The sequence below is a fragment of the Lysobacter yangpyeongensis genome (assembly GCF_042655745.1).
GTDB lineage: Bacteria > Pseudomonadota > Gammaproteobacteria > Xanthomonadales > Xanthomonadaceae > Agrilutibacter > Agrilutibacter yangpyeongensis.
On sequence record NZ_JBHSNM010000005.1, the window covers coordinates 68,440 to 88,224 of the forward strand.

Below are 19,785 nucleotides of genomic sequence, written 5' to 3' on the forward strand. Positions count from 1 at the left end.
GATCCTCCGCCGCGGCGCGTCAGTCGCGGAAGTTGTCGAACTGCAGCGGGCGTTCGAAGTTGCCCGCGCGCAGCAGCGCGATCGCTTCCTGCAGGTCGTCGCGCTTCTTGCCGGTGACGCGCAGCTTGTCGCCGTTGATCTGGCTGTCGACCTTGAGCTTGGCGTCCTTGAGCGTGGCCTGGATCTTCTTCGCCAGGTCGCGCTCGATGCCCTGCTTGACGGTGATCTTCTGCCGCGCGCCGGCGAGGTTGGTTTCCACCGCGCCGAATTCCAGGCAGCGCACGTCGATGCCGCGCGCGATCAGGCGGGCGCGCAGGATGTCCTCCATCTGCTTGAGCTGGAAATCGCTCGGCGCCGACTGGCTGATCACCTGGTCCTCGAGCACGAATTTCGCGTCGACGCCCTTGAAGTCGAAGCGGTTGGACAACTCGCGGTTGGCCTGGTCGACCGCGTTGGTCAGCTCGTGCTGGTTGACTTCGGAGACGACGTCGAAGGAGGGCATGGGAACTCCGGGAAAAGCGGCGCGTTGCCTGTATGGGGGGCGCAAGGGTAGCGCATGCGGTGTGGGCGCTGGATAGACTGGCGGTCCGGATCGCCGTGGGAGAACGCGTCATGCTTCGTACGCCCGCCTACGCCGCCGCCACGGCCGGCGCGCCGCTGGCGCCATTCACCATCGAGCGTCGCGCGCCGCGTGCGCGCGAGGTGCTGATCGACATCCTCTACTGCGGGATCTGCCATTCCGACGTACATTCGGCGCGCGACGAATGGGGCGGCGGGCTGTTCCCGATGGTGCCGGGGCACGAGATCGTCGGCCGTATCGCCCGGATCGGTGCCGACGTGGCGAGCTTCGCGGTCGGCGATCTCGTCGGCGTCGGCTGCTTCGTCGATTCGTGCCGCCAGTGCGAACCCTGCCGCGCCGGCGAAGAACAGTACTGCGAGCGCGGCATGACCGCGACCTACAACTCGCGCGAACGCGACACGCAGCTGCCGACCTACGGCGGCTATTCCACCCGCATCACCGTCGATGCCGACTACGTGCTGCACATCCCCGACGGGCTGCCGCCGGATCGTGCTGCGCCGCTGCTGTGCGCGGGCATCACCACGTATTCGCCGCTCAAGCGCTTCGGCGCGGGCGACGGCCGCGAGGTCGCGGTGATCGGTCTGGGCGGCCTCGGTCACATCGCGGTGAAGATCGCCCGGGCGATGGGCGCGCGGGTGACGGTGCTGAGCAGTTCCGAGGCCAAGCGCGACGCCGCGCTGGCACTGGGCGCGCACGACTTCGCCGCCACGCGTGATGCGAGGACGTTCAAGCGGCTGGCGCGGCGCTTCGATCTCGTGCTCGACACCGTGTCCGCCGCGCACGACTACAACGCCTGCCTGGGCCTGCTGCGCCTGGACGGGACGATGGTGCTGCTGGGCATCCCCGAACGACCGGCGCCGCTGGCGGCCTACGTGCTGATCGGACGGCGCCGGCGCCTGACCGGCTCGCTGATCGGCGGGATCCGCGAAACCCAGGAAATGCTCGACTTCTGCGCCCGCCACGGCATCGCCGCCGACATCGAGCTGATCGACATCGCGCGCATCAACGAGGCCTACGACCGCATGGTGCGGTCCGACGTGCGCTATCGCTTCGTGATCGACATGGCCAGCCTGCGCGGCGGCTGAGCGATGCCGCTGCTCCTGCTGCTGCCGTTGCTGCTGCTGGCGATGCTCGTGCTGTGGCTGCTGTCGCTGCCGCTGGTGCTGTGGCAGCGCTATCGCGCCGGGCGTGCGCGGCGGCGCGCGGTGCCCTGGGTCATCGCGCTCAACGCGTGGACGCTGCTGGTCTCGGCCCTCGTGTTCGCCGGCAGTGCCTGGCTCAGCGGATTCTGGATCGACGCCGCGCTGCGCCACGCCGTCGCGGGTCTGGCGATCGGCGTTCTGCTGGGGATGCTGGGCCTGGCGCTGACGCGTTTCGAAACTACGGCGCAGGGACTGTTCTACACGCCGAACCGCTGGCTGGTGCTGGCCCTCACGCTGGTCGTTGCCGGGCGTCTCGGCTTCGGCGTCTACCGCCTGCAACAGGCGTGGACGGCCGGCGCGCACGCGGACTGGCTGGCGCAGCAGGGCAGCGTGCTGGCGGTGGGCGGCCTGCTGCTCGGGCATTACCTCGCCTATGCCTGGGGCCTGCGCCGGCGCGTGCGCGGGCGGTAAGCGGCGGCCGATGGCGTCGCGCTCCCGCTGGGGACGCTTCGTTCCAGTCGCTCTTCCCGGCGCCGGACATCGCGCTGGCAAACTCGCTGCCCGACGACCACCTCCCGCAGGTCCGGCGCGCGTCGGCGCGCCTCGACCGCCCTAGCCGCAAGGAACTCCGCCGTGAGCCCACCCCACGCACATCTGCGTGCCGTCGCCTACATGCTGGCCGCGGTGCTGATGTTCTGCCTGATGGATGCGGGCCTGAAGACGCTCAGTGCGCACTATCCGCCGTTCCAGGTGTCGGCGATCCGCGGCGCCTCGTCCTTGCCGCTGGTGCTGGTGTGGGCGCTGTGGACCGGCGGGGCGCGGACGCTGCTGCGCGTGCGCTGGTCCTTGCATCTGCTGCGCGGCGCGCTGGGCGTGATGATGATGGCGGGCTTCGTCTTCGCGCTGCGCACGCTGCCGCTGTCGGAGGCGTATTCGATCTTCTTCGTCGCGCCGCTGCTGATCACGGCGCTGTCGGTGCCCTTCCTTGGCGAACGGGTCGGTCCACGGCGCTGGACCGCGATCGGCATCGGCCTGCTGGGCGTGCTGGTGGTGCTGCGTCCCTCGGGCGAGGGCGTGCTGAGCCTGGCGGGGCTGGCGGTGCTCGTCGCCGCCTTCGGCTACGCGGTATCGGCGATCACGGTGCGCCTCATCGCGCGCACCGACAGCACCCAGGCGCTGATGGTGTGGCTGCTGTTCTTCATGGCCCTGGGCGCGGGCGTGCTCGCGATCCCGGACTGGCTGCCGGTGCGCGGTGTCGATGCCTGGGTCATCGCCGCCGTCGGCATCGCCGGGGCCCTGGGGCAATACGCGATCACCGAGGCCTTCCGCCTCGGCGAGGCCTCGCTGATCGCGCCGCTCGAATACACCGCGCTGCTGTGGGGCGTGCTGCTGGACGCGACCCTGTGGGGCGTGCTGCCCGATGCGGTGACCTGGCTCGGCGCCGGCATCATTGTGGCCAGCGGCCTGTACCTGCTGCGCCGCGAGCGCGTGCATGTCGAGGCCGAGCACCCCTGAGGCGCGGGCGTCCCCCGATCGGGTGACCCGTACCCGCGCGCGTTTGCGTAATACCCGGTGCCATCACGCCATAGGAGGCACCGGCAATGCGTTTGAACCCCTATCTGATCACCGCGGGCGCCATGGGTCTGGCACTCGCCGCGGTATTCGCCCAGGCACGGCAGGCACCGCCGCGGCCCGAGGCCATCGACAGCCACTCGGCCGATCTGGTCTCGCCGCAACTGCGGCGCGGCCTGAGCCTGAGCAAACCGCTGTCGCCGCGCGCGGACGCGGTCAGCGTCGAAGACGTCGGCGATGTCGACTCGTTCGGTCGCAACCTGCGCTGGCTGGGCGTGACCCAGGCGGACATCGCGCTGACCACGGACTGCTCGACCTGGACCGGTCCCGGTTGCCAGGTGATCACGCCCGGCGCGCTCACCAGCTTCAGCTTCACCGACCTCGGCCACATCCGCCTGCCGCCCAAGGCCAGCAAGTCGCTGCTGTGCTACTGGCTCTCGCCGCTGGTGACGGTGAGCTACGACAATCCGGGCGCGTCGATGGTCAACGGACTGGTGCGCTACAGCCCGACGCTGACCATCGAGAATTCCGTGCTCGACGATCCGGCGCTGATCAATCCGATGACGGGCCTGCCCTTCGCCGGCCGCCTGGACACCAGCATGACTTCCTCGGAGTTCTACGAGGTGCCGCTGCCGCCGGGCGCGGCGTTCACCCAGCGCAGCCGCGACTCGGCGGTGTGCATCGCCGGTTTCCTGAGCAAGCGCACGCTGGTCGACAGCTTCGGGCTGACCGAGGCCCAGGCCAATGCGTTCTTCCAGCAGGAAACGACGGTCCGCCTCAACGTGAGCGGCACCATCAATCACGTCAGCGATGCGAGCCTGATCTTCGGTCTGCGCATCATCGGCGACTGAGCACCCGGCGATAAGCCGTCAGCGATACAGCCGCTGGCAGTGCCCGCACCAGAAGGCGCGGCGCTGCCGGCGGCCCAGTTTCGCGCGGTAGGACAGGCGCGTCCCGTCGCGCGGGCAGTGGGTCTTCGCATGCACCTGCCAGTGCCTGCGCAGCACGAAGGCCTTCTTCCATGCGTAGAAGTCGAAGCTGTACTCGCGCGCCTGCTTCACCAGTTCGCCGCGCTTGCGCGGCGACAGCGCGCCGACTTTGCTTTCGGGATGCACCCGGATGCGGTGCAGCACTTCGTTCTTGATGATGTTGCCGCAGCCGGCGAACACGTCCTGGTCGAGCAGCACGTCGCAGGCCAGCGCCTCGGGCATGGCGCGCAGCTTGCGGTGGGCCGCGCGCGGGTTCCACTCCGGCGCCATCACGTCCGCGCTCCAGTCGTAGACGGCATCGAGGTCGCCCTCGATGTACTTGAGCGAGCAGGCGTAGAAATTCAGTTCGCCGCGCGCGAAGCGCAGGCTCAGGCGCGGATCGGCTTCGCGGCGCTCGTTGATGCGGTAGCTGCCGAACAGCATGAAGTGCACGCGCATCGCGAAGCCATCGAAGCACAGCAGGAAATGCTTGCCCCAGCTGCGCAGCGCGCGCAGGCGTCGATCGCGCATGCGGGTCAGGTCGAGCCGGCTGTTGCCGGCGACCTCGCGGACCACCTTGCCGGCGAAACCGGCCGCCTGCTCGCGGAGGATGACGATCGACGGGCCTTCGGGCACGGCTGGCGGCCCGGGTCGCGGATCAGCCGCCGGTGCTGGCGCCCAGGGCCGCGCTCAGTGCGGTGTCGCCGCTGATCAGGTCGCGCCAGCGCAGCTCCTGGCCGTTGCGCCGGCCCTTTTCCACGATCTTCAGGCCGTCGCCGTCGATGGTCAGGGTGTAGGGCTTCTCGTCGATTTCGATCTCGCGGCGGATGGGCTTGTCGAGCTTGGTGGTCATCGCGAAGGCTCCAGCGAAATGAAACGGCGCAGGCAGGCTAGCCCGCAGGCGGAAAGACTTTGTGAAATACGCATTCAGACACATGCGGCAAACCATGCGCGGGCGTACCGGGCGGCGAAGGGGCGTGGCGGTCGCCCCGCGCAGGGCAGTCGTACCGGGAATACGAAATCAGTACCGCTCCAGCGGCCGCGTTCCGGTTGGCGCATCCCCGCCCAGCGGACACAATAGGGACTTTCGCGCTTGCGGAGCCCTCCATGGCTGAGTTGAAGGAAGCACGCGTCCCCGACATCGGGGGCTACGACGACGTGCCCGTGATCGAACTGCTGGTCGCCGTGGGCGACACGGTGAAACCGGACCAGGGTCTGGTCACGCTGGAATCCGACAAGGCCACGATGGAGGTCCCCGCGCCGTTCGCCGGCGTGGTTCGCGAGCTCAAGGTCAAGGTCGGCGACAAGCTGTCCGAGGGCAGCGTGGTGGCGATGATCGAAGCCACCGACGACGCGCCCGCGGCGAAGGAAGAAGCGCCGCGCGCCCAGCCCGTCGCCCAGGCCGCCACGCCGGCGGCCGAGACCGCGACCCGGGTCGAACCCGTCGCCGTGCCGGCGCAGGCCGACCGCATCGCGCAGCAGTCCATGGTGCGTCAGCCCGCCTCGCCCGTGCCCACCGCACCGGCGGCCCTCGACAACCGCCCGGGCATCGACCCCGAAGCCGCGCCGCCGCGCACGCCGCCGGTGGCCTTCACCGCGGACGAACTGATGCCCGACAAGGTGCCGTACGCGAGTCCCGCGGTGCGCCTGTTCGCGCGCGAACTCGGCGTCGACCTGTCGCAGGTGCAGGGCAGCGAACGCGGCGGCCGCATCAGCAGGGAAGACGTGCAGAAGTTCGTCAAGTCGGTGATGACCGGCAGCGGCGTCGCCGCGGGCGCACCGGCGGCCGCGGCGGGTGGCGGCCTCAACCTGCTCCCCTGGCCCAAGGTCGACTTCGCCAGGTTCGGCGAGATCGAGACGCGCGAACTCTCGCGCATCCAGAAGATTTCCGGCGCCAACCTCGCGCGCAACTGGGCGATGATTCCGCACGTCACCCAGCACGACGACGCCGACATCACCGATCTGGAAGAGTTGCGCGTCGCGCTCAACAAGGAAAACGCCGCTCCTGATAAGGGCGGGGCCGGCATCAAGCTGACCATGCTCGCGTTCCTGATGAAGGCCTCGGTCGCCGCGCTGCAGAAGTACCCGACCTTCAATGCGTCGCTCGACGCCAGCGGCGAGAACCTCACGCTGAAGAAGTACTTCCACATCGGCTTCGCCGCCGACACGCCCAACGGCCTGGTCGTGCCGGTGGTGCGCGATTGCGACAAAAAGGGCGTGCTGCAGATCGCGCAGGAAACCGCCGAACTGGCGAAGAAGGCGCGCGACGGCAAGCTCGGCCCGGCCGACATGCAGGGCGGCTGTTTCTCGATCAGTTCGCTGGGCGGCATCGGCGGCACCAAGTTCACGCCGATCGTCAATGCACCGGAAGTCGCGATCCTGGGCGTGTCGAAGTCGGCGATCCGGCCCGTGTGGGACGGCAAGCAGTTCGCGCCGCGCCTGATCCTGCCGTTGTCGCTGAGCTACGACCATCGCGTGATCGACGGCGCGGCCGCGGCGCGCTTCACCGCGTATCTCGCGCAGTTGCTGGGCGACATGCGGCGGGTGCTGTTGTGATGCGCGCCGCCGCACTCGTGATGGCGCTGTTGCTGGCGCCGACCGCGCAGGCCGACGACGAATGCAAGCTCGCGCTGGGTCGCGGCTGGCCGCCGGCGACGGAGAACTACGGCGCGGCGGTGGAGCAGTTGTTCGCCGGTGGCGCGCAGCCGGGCTGGAGTTTCACCCTGCTGCCGACCGCGGGCGCCGAAAGCGGCGTGCTGCTGATTCCCGGCAGCGAGGGCGGCGACTGGACCCTGCGTCGCGCCGTCGCCGACGAGCGCGTCCACTTCTGGGGGCCGACCCGGCTCGAACTGCGCACCGCGCAGACGCCGGAACTCAACGAAGCCCCCATCCCTGCCGCCGTCGCCACGCGTCTGGTCGCGGACTGGCGCCGCGCGCTGTCGGCCGCCGCGCCCGAAGGCAGCACCGCGCCCTTCGCCGACCAGGACGCCTGGGTCTTCGCCATCGGCGACCTGCGCGTCAGCGGCCTGAAGCCGCAGTGCGAACTCGGCGCGCTGCTGCGCGACCAGATCGATCTGCTGGTCGAGGCCAGCGACGAGGGCGACGAGAAGCGCGCCAAGCGCTGGCGCCAGCTCGGCGAATCGCTGGACCGCATGCGCGACGTGCTCGACACCATGGGCGCGCCGTCGGCCGCGCCATAAAACCTTTCGCGCGCGGCGGGTCCGCACGCGCCCCACGCATTGAACGGAAGCGGTCATGGCCAACATCGAACTCAAGGTTCCCGATATCGGCGGTTACGACGACGTACCGGTGATCGAAGTGCTCGTCGCCGTCGGCGACGTCGTCAAGAAGGACCAGGGCCTGGTCACGCTCGAATCGGACAAGGCGACGATGGAAGTGCCCGCGTCCGCCGCGGGACGCATCGTCGAACTGAAGGTGAAGGTCGGCGACAAGCTGTCGGAAGGCAGCGTCGTGGCGATCCTCGAAAGCGAAGAGGCTGGCACCGCGCCGGCACCTGCCGCTGCACCGGCGCCGGCCGCCGCACCGCAGCCCGCGCCTGCCGCCGCATCGCCGGCTGCCGCGGCTGCACCCGCCAAGGCCCCGCAGCCCGCGGCGGCGAGCGGACGCAAGGCCGACGTCGAATGCCGCATGCTGGTGCTCGGTTCCGGCCCCGGCGGCTACACCGCCGCGTTCCGTTCCGCCGATCTCGGCCTGGACACCGTGCTGGTCGAACGCTACGCCTCGCTCGGCGGCGTCTGCCTCAACGTCGGCTGCATCCCGTCGAAGGCGCTGCTGCATGCGGCCGCCGTGATCGACGAAGCCGCGCACGCCAGCGACTACGGCATCGACTTCGGCAAGCCGAAGATCACGCTCGACAAGCTGCGCGAATACAAGGACAAGGTCGTCGGCCAGCTGACCAAGGGGCTGGCGGGCATGTCGAAGCAGCGCAAGGTGCGCGTGCTCGAAGGCGTGGGCACGTTCGTCTCGCCGAACGAGATCGAAGTGGCCGGCAAGAGCGGCACCCAGCTGGTGCGTTTCGAGCAATGCATCATCGCCGCCGGCTCGCAGGCGGTGAAGCTGCCGGGTTTCCCGTGGGACGACAAGCGCGTGATGGATTCGACCGACGCGCTGGAACTCGCCGACGTGCCGAAGAGGCTGCTCGTCGTCGGTGGCGGCATCATCGGCCTGGAAATGGCGACGGTGTATCGCGCGCTGGGTTCGGAAGTGACGGTCGTCGAGTTCATGGACCAGCTGATGCCGGGCGCGGATCCCGACCTGGTCAAGCCGCTCGCCGATCGCCTGAAGAAGCAGGGCGTCGCCGTGCACCTGCGCACCAAGGCGGCCGGCACCGAGGCGCAGAAGAATGGCCTGAAGGTGTCGTTCGAGAGTGCCGACGCCGGCAAGCCCGCGTCGATCGAAGCGCAGGTGTTCGATCGGGTGCTCGTCGCCGTGGGGCGCGCGCCGAACGGCAACAGGATCGACGCCGGCAAGGCCGGCGTGAACGTCGCCGATCGCGGTTTCATTCCGGTCGACCGGCAGATGCGCACCAACGTGCCGCACATCTTCGCCATCGGCGACATCGTCGGTAACCCGATGCTCGCGCACAAGGCGACGCACGAGGGCAGGCTCGCCGCCGAAGTCGCCGCCGGCGAGAAGAAGGAGTGGGTGGCGCGGGTGATTCCGTCGGTGGCGTATACCGATCCGGAAATCGCCTGGGTCGGCGTGACCGAAGCCGAGGCGAAGGCCAAGGGCCTGAAGGTCGGCGTGGGCAAGTTCCCGTGGGCCGCGTCGGGTCGCGCGATCGGCCTGGGGCGCACCGAAGGCTTCACCAAGCTCGTGTTCGACGAGGCCACGCACCGCATCGTCGGCGCCGGCATCGTCGGCGTTCACGCGGGCGATCTCATCGCCGAACTCGGACTGGCGATCGAGATGGGCTGCGAAGTCGCCGACATCGGCCACACCATCCATCCGCATCCGACCCTGAGCGAGTCGGTCGGCATGGCGGCCGAGGTCTACGACGGGACGATCACGGATCTCTACATCCCGAAGAAGAAGTAGGGCGGCGAAAGATACGCTCTTCTTCCTGCAACGCATCACGCAGCGAAAGATCCTCTCTTCTCCCCGCCTGCGGGGAGAAGATGCCCGAAGGGCAGATGAGGGGCGGCGAGCGCAGCGAGCCTGCTGTTGCTTTGCCCGCCACGAGACCCACAAGCCGCTCGCTTCGCTCGCCCTCATCCGGCGCTCCGCGCCACCTTCTCCCCGCAGGGCGTGAGAGGGAAACGGGTAGGCGGAAAAGGCGAAGCCCCGGCCTCGGAACCGGGGCTTCGCAGGCCTGCGTTGGGTCGACGAGGAAGAAGCAGGCCTATCGGGTCCGACCCGGGCCTCCCGCGAAGGTTCCGTGAACAGCCGGAGTGAATTTTCCGCCCGTTTCCCGGGCCCGAAACCGCCCCTTCCGGCCGCCCCCGGCAAGCCCGCCGACCCGGCGCGACCCCCCGTCTCCCCAGCCTTTCGCGGTTGCTGCCGAAAAGTTCCCGCTGCTATACTTCCGCGGCTTCGCAGGGCGCTTTTCTGCCCCTCTAGTCCATCCCAATGCTCTCCGTACGGAGCCTGTCGCGTGTCGAATCCAATCGCCGCGGGCCGGCGGCTGGCGCAGCGAGCGGTCGCCTGGCAGGCCATCGCCACCGTGCTGGTGGCGCTGGCCTTCCTCGTAAAAGGCCTGCCGTGGTTTCTGGCGGCGCTGGTCGGCGGTGGTGCGGTCACCCTGGCTGCCTGGGTTTCGGCGGCGGTGGCGCTGGGAGGCGGAGTGGGTCCTGCGGGTGTCGCGTTCGCGCGGCTGTTGATGGGGATGGCGTTGAAGTGGCTGCTGGTGCTGGTCGCGATCGTGATCGCGCTGGGGCTGTTCCGCCTCCCCGGAATACCCCTGATGGCCGGTGTCATTGCGGCCACGCTGGCCCTGGTGCTGGCCAATTCGATCAGACGATAGGTGTCGTTTCGTGAGTGAATCTAGTGGCGGCGGTTTGACCGGATACATCCAGCACCACCTGACCCACAATCAGGCGGTCCACGGTGCTCCGGCCGATCCTTCCAACTTCAACTGGGACTCCTGGGCCGTCGCACTCGGACTGGGCCTGCTGTTCGTCCTGTGGTTCGGCCGCGCCGCGCGCAAGGCCACGGCCGGCGTGCCGAGCAAGGCCCAGGCCTTCGTCGAGCTGATCGTCGAATTCGTCGACGGCCAGGTTCGCGACACCTTCCACGGCGACCGCCGCTCGGTCACGCCGCTGGCGCTCACCATCTTCATGTGGATCGTGTTCATGAACACCATGGACCTGATCCCGCTCGACCTGCCGGGGATGCTGGTCACCCTGGTCGGTGGCGAGGAAGCCGCGCACCACACCTTCTTCCGCATCGTCCCGACCGCCGATCTCAACACCACGCTCGGCATCTCCTCGTCGGTGTTCCTGATCCTGATCGGCCACGCCTGGTCGGCCAAGGGCGGCATGGGCTTCGGCAAGGAACTGCTGACCGCACCCTTCCACGCCCACGGCTTCGGCGCGATCGTGCTCGCCCCGGTCAACCTGGTGATGAACATCATCGAGTGGCTGGTCAAGCCGATTTCGCTGGCCATGCGACTGTTCGGCAACATGTACGGCGGCGAGCTCGTGTTCATGCTCATCGCCGGCCTGATGGCGGGCTGGGTGACCTTCCTGCCGGGCGTGATCGCCAACGCCGCGTGGGGCATCTTCCACATCCTGATCATCCTGCTGCAGGCCTTCATCTTCATGATCCTCACCGTCGTCTATATCGCCGGTGCGCGCGAAGGCCATTGACGCAATCCCGTAATCCCGTTTTTCCCTTCCACCGCTTCACCCCTTAGACAATCGCTGGAGAACCACCATGGAATTCATCGCTCACGTGCAGGGCCTGACCGCCGTCGCCATCGGCATCATCATCGGCCTCGGCGCCCTCGGCGCGTGCCTCGGCATCGCCATCATGGGTTCGAAGTTCCTCGAATCCGCTGCGCGCCAGCCGGAGCTGATCCCGGTGCTGCAGGGCCGCATGTTCCTGCTGGCCGGCCTGATCGACGCGGCGTTCATCATCGGCCTCGCCGTCGCCCTGTTCTTCGGCATCGCCAACCCGCTGCTCAGCGCGCTGCAGAACGCTGCTGCCTAAGCAGGCCGGAGGTGCTGCGCTTCGCAGGGAGCGCAGCACCGAAGTAGTTCCTGGTGCGGCGTTGCCGCACTGGTTTGAGAAATCCGTCGAGGACGCGTCGTGAATATCAACATGACTTTCTTCGGCCAGATGCTTTCCTTCGCGATCCTGGTCTGGTTCACGATGAAGTTCATCTGGCCGCCGCTGAATGCGGCGCTCGAAGAACGCCAAAAGAAAATCGCCGAAGGTCTGGCCGCGGCCGACAACAGCCAGCGCGCGCTCGCGCAGGCGCAGGAAACCGCCGAAGGCGAACTGCGCACGGCTCGCGCCAAGGCCAACGAGATCATCGAGCAGGCCCACCAGCGCGCCAACCAGATCATCGATCAGGCCAAGAACGACGCCATCGCCGAAGCCGCCCGCCAGAAGGCGGTGGCCGAAGCCGAAATCGTCGCTGCCGCCAACCGTGCCAAGGAAGACCTGCGCAAGCAGGTGTCCAGCCTGGCCGTGACCGGCGCCGAGAAGCTGCTGCGCCGTGAGATCGACGCCAACGCCCACAAGGCGCTGCTCGACGAACTCGCCGCCGAGATCTGAGACCGATGAGCCAGGCCCTCACCCTCGCACGTCCCTACGCCCGCGCCGCCTTCGGCATCGCGCGGGACGCCGGCGACTACGCTTCGTGGTCGAGCGCGCTCGCGTTCGCCGCGCGCGTCGCCGCCGATCCGCAGGTGGCCGAACTGCTCGGCAGCCCGCGCCTGACGCACGCCGACGCCGTGTCGCTGCTCGCCCTCGATGGCGCCAGCGACGCGCAGCGCAACTTCCTCGCCCTGCTGGCGGACAACCGCCGCCTCGCGCTGCTGCCGGAAATCGCCGGCCTGTTCGAGGAACTGCGCGCGGAAGCCGAGCGCGTGGTCAAGGCGCGCGTCACCTCCGCGACGGCGCTGGGCGACGGCGAGCTCGAGGGCATCAAGGCCGCGCTGAAGAAGCGCTTCGGCCGCGACGTGCAGATCGAGACGGCGGTCGACGCCTCGCTGATCGGCGGCGCCGTGATCGACGCTGGCGACGTGGTGATCGACGGCTCGCTCAAGGGCAAGCTCTCGCGCCTGCAGGGCGCACTCGCAAGTTGATTTGTGTAGGGCGGGTCTCCCGCCTCTGACGCGATTCGAAAAGCTAAACGGCGGGTCGAGACCCGCCCTACAGGAAACTCAGATGGCTACCACGCAGCTCAACCCGTCCGAAATCAGCGAACTGATCAAGACCCGCATCGAGAAGGTCAAGCTGGCCGCCGAAGCGCGCAACGAAGGCACCGTCACCTCGGTGTCCGACGGCATCGTGCGCATCCACGGCCTCGCCGACGTGATGCAGGGCGAAATGATCGAACTCCCCAACGCCACCTACGCGCTGGCGCTGAACCTGGAGCGCGACTCGGTCGGCGCCGTGGTCCTGGGCGACTACGAGCACCTGCGCGAAGGCGACGTCGCCAAGACCACCGGCCGCATCCTCGAAGTGCCGACCGGCCCGGAACTGCTCGGCCGCGTCGTCAACGCGCTGGGCGAAGCGATCGACGGCAAGGGCCCGATCGACGCCAAGGTCCATGCCCCGGTCGAGACCATCGCCCCGGGCGTGATCTGGCGCAAGTCGGTCGACCAGCCGGTGCAGACCGGCTACAAGTCGGTCGACTCGATGATCCCGATCGGCCGCGGCCAGCGCGAGCTGATCATCGGCGACCGCCAGACCGGCAAGACCGCGATGGCCATCGACGCGATCATCAACCAGAAGCACTCGGGCATTAAGTGCATCTACGTCGCGATCGGCCAGAAGAACTCGACCATCGCGAACATCGTGCGCAAGCTGGAAGAGCACGGCGCGATGGCTTACACCACCGTCGTCGCGGCTTCGGCTTCCGAATCGGCCGCGATGCAGTACATCGCCGCCTACTCGGGCTGCACCATGGGCGAGTACTTCCGTGATCGCGGCGAAGACGCGCTGATCATCTACGACGATCTGTCCAAGCAGGCCGTGGCCTACCGCCAGATCTCGCTGCTGCTGCGCCGTCCGCCGGGCCGCGAAGCCTACCCGGGTGACGTGTTCTACCTGCACTCCCGCCTGCTCGAGCGCGCTGCGCGCGTCTCCGAGGAGTACGTCGAGAAGTTCACCAACGGCGCGGTGAAGGGCAAGACCGGTTCGCTGACCGCGCTGCCGATCATCGAAACCCAGGCCGGCGACGTGTCCGCGTTCGTGCCGACCAACGTGATCTCGATCACCGACGGCCAGATCTTCCTGGAAACCGACCTGTTCAACGCCGGCATCCGCCCGGCCGTGAACGCCGGTATCTCGGTGTCGCGCGTCGGTGGCGCCGCCCAGACCAAGATCATCAAGAAGCTGTCGGGCGGCATCCGCATCGCGCTCGCCCAGTACCGTGAGCTGGCTGCGTTCGCGCAGTTCGCTTCGGACCTGGACGAAGCCACCCGCAAGCAGCTCGAGCGCGGCCAGCGCGTCACCGAGCTGATGAAGCAGAAGCAGTACGCGCCGATGTCGATCGCCGAACAGGCGCTGTCGATCTACGCCGTCGACAAGGGCTACATGGACGACGTCGCCGTCGCCAAGATCGGCTCCTTCGAAGCCGGCCTGCACGCGCACTTCGCCAATACCCAGGGCGCCCTGATGGCCGACATCGCCAGGACCGGCAACTGGAACGACGACATCGAAGGCAGCTTCAAGAAGGGCATCGAAGAGTTCAAGGCGACGGGGACCTGGTAAGGCAAATCGGAAAGCAAAGGCGGGAATAGGGAAAAGGGAACGAGAGCTCTACGCAGCGTCCAGATCGCAGCGACCTTACGTTCCCCATTCCCGCTTCATCATTCCCCATTCCCGGTTTTAACAGCGAGCAACGCGAGCAAAACAATGGCAGGCGGACGCGAAATCAAAACCAAGATCAAGAGCGTGCAGAACACCCGCAAGGTGACGCGCGCGCTCGAGATGGTCTCGGCCTCCAAGATCCGCAAGGCGCAGGATCGGATGAAGGCGTCGCGTCCGTACGCGCGCGCCATGAAGCAGGTGATCGGCCACCTCGCGCAGGCGAACACCGACTACCAGCATCCGTACCTGGTCGGGCGCAAGGACGTGAAGCGCGTCGGCTACCTGATCGTGTCGTCCGACCGCGGCCTGGCCGGCGGGCTCAACAACAACATGTTTCGCAAGCTGCTCGGCGAGATCCGCAAGTGGCAGGAACAGGGCGTCGAAGTCGACGTGGTCACCGTCGGCCAGAAGGCCTCGGTGTTCTTCCGCCGCGTGAAGGTCAACATGCTCGCCACGGTCACGCACCTAGGCGACACGCCGCGGCTGGAACAGCTGGTCGGTGTGATCAAGACCATCACCGACGCGTACAGCGAAGGCAAGGTCGACCAGGTCTTCCTGGCCTACAACGACTTCGTCAACACGATGGTCCAGCGCGCGACGTTCGACCAGTTGCTGCCGGTGCCGCCAGCGGAAGCGCAGGTCGCGCACCACGACTGGGACTACATCTACGAGCCGAACGAAAAGACCGTGCTCGACCATGTCCTGACCCGCTACATCGAGTCGGTCGTGTACCAGGCGGTGCTGGAGAACCTCGCCTCCGAGCACGCCGCGCGCATGGTCGCGATGAAGTCGGCGTCGGACAACGCCACCAAGCTGATCGGCACGCTGCAACTGGTCTACAACAAGGCCCGCCAGGCGGCGATCACCCAGGAAATCTCCGAAATCGTCGGCGGCGCGGCTGCGGTCTGACGACTGCGACTGCACGCGCCACCAACCAGTAATTCAAGAGTTATCAAGAGGCTATGGCAATGAACCAGGGCAAGATCGTTCAGATCATCGGCGCGGTCGTCGACGTCGAATTCCCGCGCGAGAGCGTGCCGAAGGTGTATGACGCACTGAAGGTGCAGAACACCGACATCACGCTCGAAGTCCAGCAGCAGCTGGGCGACGGCGTCGTGCGCACCATCGCCCTCGGTTCGACCGACGGCCTCAAGCGCAACCTGGTCGCCGACAACACCGGCCGCGCCATCTCGGTGCCGGTGGGCAAGGGCACGCTGGGCCGCATCATGGACGTGCTCGGCAACGCCATCGACGAAGCCGGCCCGGTGCAGGCCGACACCACGTGGGAAATTCACCGCGCGGCCCCGTCGTACGAAGACCAGTCCTCGGCCAACGAGCTGCTGGAAACCGGCATCAAGGTCATCGACCTGATGTGCCCGTTCGCCAAGGGCGGCAAGGTCGGCCTGTTCGGCGGCGCCGGCGTGGGCAAGACCGTCAACATGATGGAACTCATCAACAACATCGCCAAGGCGCACTCGGGCCTGTCCGTGTTCGCCGGCGTGGGCGAGCGTACCCGCGAGGGCAACGACTTCTACCACGAGATGAAGGACTCCAACGTCCTCGACAAGGTGGCGATGGTGTACGGCCAGATGAACGAGCCGCCGGGCAACCGCCTGCGCGTCGCGCTGACCGGCCTGACCATGGCCGAGTACTTCCGCGACGAGAAGGACGCGTCGGGCAAGGGCAAGGACGTGCTGCTGTTCGTCGACAACATCTACCGCTACACCCTGGCCGGTACCGAAGTGTCGGCGCTGCTCGGCCGCATGCCGTCGGCGGTGGGTTACCAGCCGACGCTCGCCGAGGAAATGGGCGTGCTGCAGGAGCGCATCACCTCGACCAAGACCGGTTCGATCACCTCGATCCAGGCCGTGTACGTGCCCGCGGACGACCTGACCGACCCGTCGCCGGCGACCACCTTCGCCCACCTCGACGCCACCGTGGTGCTGTCGCGCCAGATCGCCTCGCTCGGTATCTATCCGGCCGTGGACCCGCTCGACTCGACCTCGCGCCAGCTCGACCCGAACGTCATCGGCAACGAGCACTACGAGACCGCGCGCCGCGTGCAGGCCACGCTGCAGAAGTACAAGGAACTGAAGGACATCATCGCGATCCTGGGCATGGACGAGCTGTCTGAAGAAGACAAGCTGGCCGTGGCCCGCGCGCGCAAGATCGAGCGCTTCTTCAGCCAGCCGTTCCACGTCGCCGAAGTGTTCACCGGCTCGCCGGGCAAGTACGTGTCGCTGAAGGACACCATCCGCGGCTTCAAGGGAATTGTTGAGGGCGAATACGACCACCTGCCGGAGCAGGCGTTCTACATGGTCGGTTCGATCGAGGAAGCGGTCGAGAAGGCGAAGAAGATCGCGGCTTGAAGCAGGTAAAAGCGGGAATGGGGAATAGGGAAGTGGGAACGAAAGACTCCCGCTCCTGCCTCACTCCCGCTCCGGAAGGCGACCTACGCAAAGCCGTAGCAACGCGTCGTTCCCTCTTCCCCCTTCCCGCTACTCACTCCCGCCTTTCCATCCTGCAGTAACGAGTACACCGCCATGGCCACCACCTTCCGTTGCGACATCGTCAGCGCCGAAGACGAAATCTTCCACGGCGAAGCCGAACTCCTCGTCGCCACCGGCGAACTGGGCGAACTCGGCATCGCGCCGCGCCACGCGCCGCTGATCACGCGCCTGAAGCCGGGCAAGGTCGTCGTGACCCTGCCGGGCGGCGAACAGCTCGACTTCGCCGTGTCCGGCGGCATCCTCGAAGTGCAGCCGCAGGTGGTGACCGTGCTGGCCGACACCGCGATCCGCGCGCAGGACATCGACGAAGCCGCGGTGCGCAAGGCCAAGGAAGAAGCCGAGCGCATCCTCGCCAAGAAGGATCCGAAGATGAGCGCGCAGGAAGCCGAGGCCCAGCTGGCCATGAGCCTGGCACAGCTGCAGGCGCTGGAACGCCTGCGCAAGAACATGAAGCACTGAGCGCGAACGCCAACGAATTGCGCAGAAACGCCGGCCCCGTGCCGGCGTTTCCTTTTTGGCGCGCGCGCAATGTCGAACGCCCAACTCGCGCTGCGCTCAGCGGCGATAGACCCAATGCCGCGAGACGATGAAGCTGATGCCCGCCAGCAGCAGCTCGACGCCCGGCTTGGCGGCCCAGGCCCAGCGCAGTCCCGCGGCTGCTTCCACGCCGCCGATCGCCCACGTGCTCATTGCGGTCATCACCAGCCACAGCAGCACGAAGCGCCGCAGCTGCCGTGGACCGAGCGCACTGGCCGGATTCGCGAAGGTGATGCGGCCGTTGAGCCAGAACCCGAGGACCGCGCCGCTGACGCGGCCGGCGACATTCGCGAGCTCCACCGACAAACCGAAGTGGCTGAGCGTCACCATCACGCCCCAGTCCACGAGGTACTGCAGCAGGCCGATCGCCACGTAATGACTGCCCTGGCGCAGCAGGCTCATCGCAGGCCCTCCGCCGCGGGCAGATGCCACCACTGCACATCCCCCTCGCTGCCGCGCTGCACCGCACCCAGTCGCTCGAGGCCGGCACGCTGCGCGGGCGTCAGCCGCGCGGGTCGCACCAGGAGATCGCTGATGTCTTCGCGGCGGAGCAACGCGGCCCACGCCGCACCATCCGCCACTGCGTCCGCGTCGACGGCGCCGCGCTGCAGCGCGCGATCGAGGTAGGAGACGCTGCGCCCGCGCACGCCCAGTTCGGCGATGTACGGGCGCTCGGGATCCAGCGCGAGCACGTCGTGGTGCGGAGTGGCGCGGATCGCCGCGATCAGGTTGCGTTCGGGTACGTATTCGCGGAACAGCGGCGCGTCGTCTCCCGCGGACAACACCGCCATCTTCACCGCGCCCACGCGCAGCAGCCAGAAGCTGTTGGCCTGGAAGGCCAGGTTCAACACGCACACGCCGGCCAGCAGCCACGCGGCGCGTTTGGGATCGATGCGGAACGCGATGACCGCCAGCAACGGCAACGCCAGCACCAGCGCCGGAAAGACATAGCGCAGGTACTGCATCGGCAGCAGCAAGCCCGCGACGAGCAGCAATGTCGTCGCGGCCATCGCGGTCGTCTCGCGACGCCACAACGCCAGCAGCCACGCGCCCGCCAGCGCGACGAGGACGAAGCCGCCGCCGCCGGCAAACGCTTCGAGATAGCGTTCGGTGTGGAAGGTGAGGTTCCAGGGCAGCAAGGCATCGAAGCCGGCGTGCCAGCGCGGATCGTTGAAATTCACCGGAGCGGCGTACGGCGAGTGGAACCACGCGTTGAACAGCGGCAGGACCGGGTTGTGCGCGACGAATCCCGCGTACGCATAGCTGGAACCGCCGATCGCCATGACGATGGCGACGACCGCAACGACGGCGCGCAACGACGGCAGGCCACGCCGCCACAGCGCCCACGGCAGCAACAGCAACGCGAGCAGCGCCGCGGCGAGCTTGAGGCCCAGCAGGCCGCCGGCCAGCACGGCTGCAAGTGCGAGGAAGCGCGGATCGCGGCCGCGCGCCGCGACGATCATCCGTGCCAGCCACACCAGCAGGGCCGCAGTCGGCGTCTCGGTCTGCATGCTCCCGGCGAGCGCGGCGGTCAGCGGCAGGCACGCGTACAGGGCGACGGAATACCACGCCGCGCGCGCAGTGCCGTGCAGCGCGCCGGCGAGCTGCCACACGCCCGCGGCGGTGATCGCGATCCACAGCAGGTTGAGCGCGCCGCGTGCCTCCGCGCCGGCCATCACCTGCGGTACCGCCTGCAGCACGTCGCCCAGCCACGGCGCCATGGACCAGATGTGGAGGCCGGGATCGAGCGGATACCGGTGCGCTTGCAGCAACTGCCACGGCAGGCGCAGGTGGTAGGTGATGTCGTCCGCCTGCAGCGTCGGCAACCAGGCGCCGGTGCTGGCCAGGCCCAGCGCGAGGATTGCGAACGCGGCCGGGCGCGGTGCCGACGCCACCGCATCGCGCCAGCGTGCGGCGGCGTCCGATGCGGCGTCGCGCAGCCACCGCCGGCGTCCGGCGATCAATGCAACGCAGACGATGAGGTAGGCGGCGCGGTGATGCACGGGCAGCGGCAACAGCCAGCCGAGCAGGCCGCCGCACAGCGCGAGTCCGCCGGCCGTCTGCAGGGCGACCGGCACGCCCGGATGCACCAGCGCCCCGAGCGCGAGCGCGGCGAGCGCGAATGTCGCGACCGCGAGGAACGGGACGGGACCGGCGAAGCCCACGAGCGCGAGCAGCCACGCGATCGCGAGGCCGTTCGCCAGCGGCCAGCGCAGTGCGCGTCGCAACGCGGCGGCGATGCCGAGGCTCGCCAGCGCGAGGATCAGCAGTTCGGCGAAGCGCCCGGGGCGCCACTGCGCCGCGATGCCGGTGGTCGCCAGTCCGGTCACGCACAAGGGCGCACCGAGCCAGAGCAGGCCCCGTTCCCAAGGGCGAACGGCGGTTTCGCGGGCGGGCCCGTTCATGGGCAGCGATGCGTCGACAGTCATCGCGGCATGCTAGCAGTGCGGCCTAGAATGCTCGCCCGTCCC

The 19,785-nt window shown here is 68.1% G+C and carries 21 protein-coding genes; 16 read left to right on the forward strand and 5 right to left on the reverse strand.

The genetic code is table 11. The features are described 5' to 3' along the window. Positions 1 to 19: 19 nt before the first annotated feature. Positions 20 to 502 (reverse strand): YajQ family cyclic di-GMP-binding protein, encoded by a 483-nt coding sequence (locus ACFPN1_RS13320; protein WP_386755604.1) that lies wholly within the window; start codon positions 500 to 502, stop codon positions 20 to 22. A gap of 110 nt (positions 503 to 612) precedes the next feature. Here ACFPN1_RS13320 and ACFPN1_RS13325 point away from each other — a divergent pair, with 110 nt between their 5' ends. From ACFPN1_RS13325 to ACFPN1_RS13340, 4 genes are all read left to right on the forward strand, one after another. Beyond that, positions 613 to 1,665: an NAD(P)-dependent alcohol dehydrogenase gene (locus tag ACFPN1_RS13325; RefSeq protein WP_386755606.1), complete on the forward strand. Its 1,053-nt coding sequence runs from the start codon at positions 613 to 615 to the stop codon at positions 1,663 to 1,665. Positions 1,666 to 1,668: 3 nt separating this feature from the next. Next, positions 1,669 to 2,193 (forward strand): DUF1453 domain-containing protein, encoded by a 525-nt coding sequence (locus tag ACFPN1_RS13330; protein WP_386755607.1) that lies wholly within the window; start codon positions 1,669 to 1,671, stop codon positions 2,191 to 2,193. Between the two features lie 162 nt (positions 2,194 to 2,355). After that, a complete protein-coding gene (locus tag ACFPN1_RS13335; protein WP_386755609.1) occupies positions 2,356 to 3,237 on the forward strand; it encodes a DMT family transporter in 882 nt (293 codons plus the stop codon). Between the two features lie 86 nt (positions 3,238 to 3,323). Beyond that, complete coding sequence (locus ACFPN1_RS13340; RefSeq protein ID WP_386755610.1) at positions 3,324 to 4,145, forward strand: hypothetical protein; 822 nt, start codon at positions 3,324 to 3,326, stop codon at positions 4,143 to 4,145. Positions 4,146 to 4,163: 18 nt separating this feature from the next. On the opposite strand, the gene ACFPN1_RS13345 is transcribed toward ACFPN1_RS13340, so the two are convergent. Next, positions 4,164 to 4,898: a DNA-formamidopyrimidine glycosylase family protein gene (locus ACFPN1_RS13345; RefSeq protein ID WP_386755611.1), complete on the reverse strand. Its 735-nt coding sequence runs from the start codon at positions 4,896 to 4,898 to the stop codon at positions 4,164 to 4,166. A gap of 22 nt (positions 4,899 to 4,920) precedes the next feature. After that, complete coding sequence (locus ACFPN1_RS13350) at positions 4,921 to 5,115, reverse strand: hypothetical protein (RefSeq protein ID WP_386755612.1); 195 nt, start codon at positions 5,113 to 5,115, stop codon at positions 4,921 to 4,923. A 254-nt stretch (positions 5,116 to 5,369) separates the two neighbouring features. Between ACFPN1_RS13350 and ACFPN1_RS13355 the strand changes: the two genes are divergently transcribed. From ACFPN1_RS13355 to ACFPN1_RS13410, 12 genes are all read left to right on the forward strand, one after another. Further along, positions 5,370 to 6,818 carry a dihydrolipoyllysine-residue acetyltransferase gene (locus ACFPN1_RS13355; RefSeq protein ID WP_386755614.1) on the forward strand — a complete coding sequence of 483 codons (1,449 nt, stop codon included), beginning with the start codon at positions 5,370 to 5,372 and terminating at the stop codon, positions 6,816 to 6,818. Further along, the gene (locus ACFPN1_RS13360) at positions 6,818 to 7,462 is read left to right on the forward strand and encodes a hypothetical protein (RefSeq protein ID WP_386755615.1); all 645 of its coding nucleotides are present in this window, start codon (positions 6,818 to 6,820) and stop codon (positions 7,460 to 7,462) included. The genes ACFPN1_RS13355 and ACFPN1_RS13360 overlap by 1 nt, the downstream gene beginning before the upstream one ends. Positions 7,463 to 7,517: 55 nt before the next feature. Then, entirely contained in the window at positions 7,518 to 9,320 is a 1,803-nt protein-coding gene (lpdA, locus tag ACFPN1_RS13365; protein WP_386755616.1) for a dihydrolipoyl dehydrogenase, read from the forward strand. A gap of 556 nt (positions 9,321 to 9,876) precedes the next feature. Beyond that, a complete protein-coding gene (locus ACFPN1_RS13370) occupies positions 9,877 to 10,245 on the forward strand; it encodes an ATP synthase subunit I (RefSeq protein WP_386755617.1) in 369 nt (122 codons plus the stop codon). A gap of 10 nt (positions 10,246 to 10,255) precedes the next feature. After that, entirely contained in the window at positions 10,256 to 11,089 is an 834-nt protein-coding gene (gene atpB / locus ACFPN1_RS13375) for a F0F1 ATP synthase subunit A (protein ID WP_386755618.1), read from the forward strand. Between the two features lie 67 nt (positions 11,090 to 11,156). After that, positions 11,157 to 11,432: a F0F1 ATP synthase subunit C gene (gene atpE / locus ACFPN1_RS13380; protein ID WP_187713084.1), complete on the forward strand. Its 276-nt coding sequence runs from the start codon at positions 11,157 to 11,159 to the stop codon at positions 11,430 to 11,432. A 111-nt stretch (positions 11,433 to 11,543) separates the two neighbouring features. Beyond that, complete coding sequence (locus tag ACFPN1_RS13385; protein WP_386755619.1) at positions 11,544 to 12,002, forward strand: F0F1 ATP synthase subunit B; 459 nt, start codon at positions 11,544 to 11,546, stop codon at positions 12,000 to 12,002. Between the two features lie 5 nt (positions 12,003 to 12,007). Then, entirely contained in the window at positions 12,008 to 12,535 is a 528-nt protein-coding gene (locus tag ACFPN1_RS13390; RefSeq protein WP_386755620.1) for a F0F1 ATP synthase subunit delta, read from the forward strand. An 82-nt stretch (positions 12,536 to 12,617) separates the two neighbouring features. Next, on the forward strand, positions 12,618 to 14,168 hold the full coding sequence (gene atpA / locus ACFPN1_RS13395) for a F0F1 ATP synthase subunit alpha (protein ID WP_386755621.1): 1,551 nt from the start codon (positions 12,618 to 12,620) through the stop codon (positions 14,166 to 14,168). 144 nt (positions 14,169 to 14,312) lie between these two features. Next, positions 14,313 to 15,176, forward strand: a complete 864-nt coding sequence (gene atpG / locus ACFPN1_RS13400) for a F0F1 ATP synthase subunit gamma (protein WP_386755622.1) — start codon at positions 14,313 to 14,315, stop codon at positions 15,174 to 15,176. 59 nt (positions 15,177 to 15,235) lie between these two features. Further along, on the forward strand, positions 15,236 to 16,636 hold the full coding sequence (gene atpD, locus ACFPN1_RS13405) for a F0F1 ATP synthase subunit beta (RefSeq protein ID WP_386755623.1): 1,401 nt from the start codon (positions 15,236 to 15,238) through the stop codon (positions 16,634 to 16,636). Positions 16,637 to 16,810: 174 nt separating this feature from the next. After that, a complete protein-coding gene (locus ACFPN1_RS13410; RefSeq protein ID WP_386755624.1) occupies positions 16,811 to 17,236 on the forward strand; it encodes a F0F1 ATP synthase subunit epsilon in 426 nt (141 codons plus the stop codon). 96 nt (positions 17,237 to 17,332) lie between these two features. Here the strand turns inward: ACFPN1_RS13410 and ACFPN1_RS13415 are convergent, their stop codons facing one another. After that, entirely contained in the window at positions 17,333 to 17,716 is a 384-nt protein-coding gene (locus ACFPN1_RS13415; protein WP_386755625.1) for a GtrA family protein, read from the reverse strand. Continuing rightward, positions 17,713 to 19,719 carry a hypothetical protein gene (locus ACFPN1_RS13420; RefSeq protein WP_386755626.1) on the reverse strand — a complete coding sequence of 669 codons (2,007 nt, stop codon included), beginning with the start codon at positions 19,717 to 19,719 and terminating at the stop codon, positions 17,713 to 17,715. The genes ACFPN1_RS13415 and ACFPN1_RS13420 overlap by 4 nt, the downstream gene beginning before the upstream one ends. Positions 19,720 to 19,785 lie beyond the last annotated feature (66 nt).

Excerpts from the sequence above, each read along its gene's own strand:
- ACFPN1_RS13325 (WP_386755606.1), top strand. The coding sequence starts at position 613 with ATGCTTCGTACGCCCGCCTACGCCGCCGCCACGGCCGGCGCGCCGCTG.
- ACFPN1_RS13385 (WP_386755619.1), top strand. The coding sequence starts at position 11,544 with ATGACTTTCTTCGGCCAGATGCTTTCCTTCGCGATCCTGGTCTGGTTC.
- ACFPN1_RS13350 (WP_386755612.1), bottom strand. The coding sequence starts at position 5,115 with ATGACCACCAAGCTCGACAAGCCCATCCGCCGCGAGATCGAAATCGAC.
- lpdA (WP_386755616.1), top strand. The coding sequence starts at position 7,518 with ATGGCCAACATCGAACTCAAGGTTCCCGATATCGGCGGTTACGACGAC.
- ACFPN1_RS13420 (WP_386755626.1), bottom strand. The coding sequence starts at position 19,719 with ATGAACGGGCCCGCCCGCGAAACCGCCGTTCGCCCTTGGGAACGGGGC.
- ACFPN1_RS13355 (WP_386755614.1), top strand. The coding sequence starts at position 5,370 with ATGGCTGAGTTGAAGGAAGCACGCGTCCCCGACATCGGGGGCTACGAC.
- ACFPN1_RS13360 (WP_386755615.1), top strand. The coding sequence starts at position 6,818 with ATGCGCGCCGCCGCACTCGTGATGGCGCTGTTGCTGGCGCCGACCGCG.
- ACFPN1_RS13390 (WP_386755620.1), top strand. The coding sequence starts at position 12,008 with ATGAGCCAGGCCCTCACCCTCGCACGTCCCTACGCCCGCGCCGCCTTC.
- ACFPN1_RS13330 (WP_386755607.1), top strand. The coding sequence starts at position 1,669 with ATGCCGCTGCTCCTGCTGCTGCCGTTGCTGCTGCTGGCGATGCTCGTG.
- atpE (WP_187713084.1), top strand. The coding sequence starts at position 11,157 with ATGGAATTCATCGCTCACGTGCAGGGCCTGACCGCCGTCGCCATCGGC.
- ACFPN1_RS13320 (WP_386755604.1), bottom strand. The coding sequence starts at position 502 with ATGCCCTCCTTCGACGTCGTCTCCGAAGTCAACCAGCACGAGCTGACC.
- atpG (WP_386755622.1), top strand. The coding sequence starts at position 14,313 with ATGGCAGGCGGACGCGAAATCAAAACCAAGATCAAGAGCGTGCAGAAC.
- atpA (WP_386755621.1), top strand. The coding sequence starts at position 12,618 with ATGGCTACCACGCAGCTCAACCCGTCCGAAATCAGCGAACTGATCAAG.
- atpD (WP_386755623.1), top strand. The coding sequence starts at position 15,236 with ATGAACCAGGGCAAGATCGTTCAGATCATCGGCGCGGTCGTCGACGTC.
- ACFPN1_RS13340 (WP_386755610.1), top strand. The coding sequence starts at position 3,324 with ATGCGTTTGAACCCCTATCTGATCACCGCGGGCGCCATGGGTCTGGCA.
- ACFPN1_RS13415 (WP_386755625.1), bottom strand. The coding sequence starts at position 17,716 with ATGAGCCTGCTGCGCCAGGGCAGTCATTACGTGGCGATCGGCCTGCTG.
- ACFPN1_RS13410 (WP_386755624.1), top strand. The coding sequence starts at position 16,811 with ATGGCCACCACCTTCCGTTGCGACATCGTCAGCGCCGAAGACGAAATC.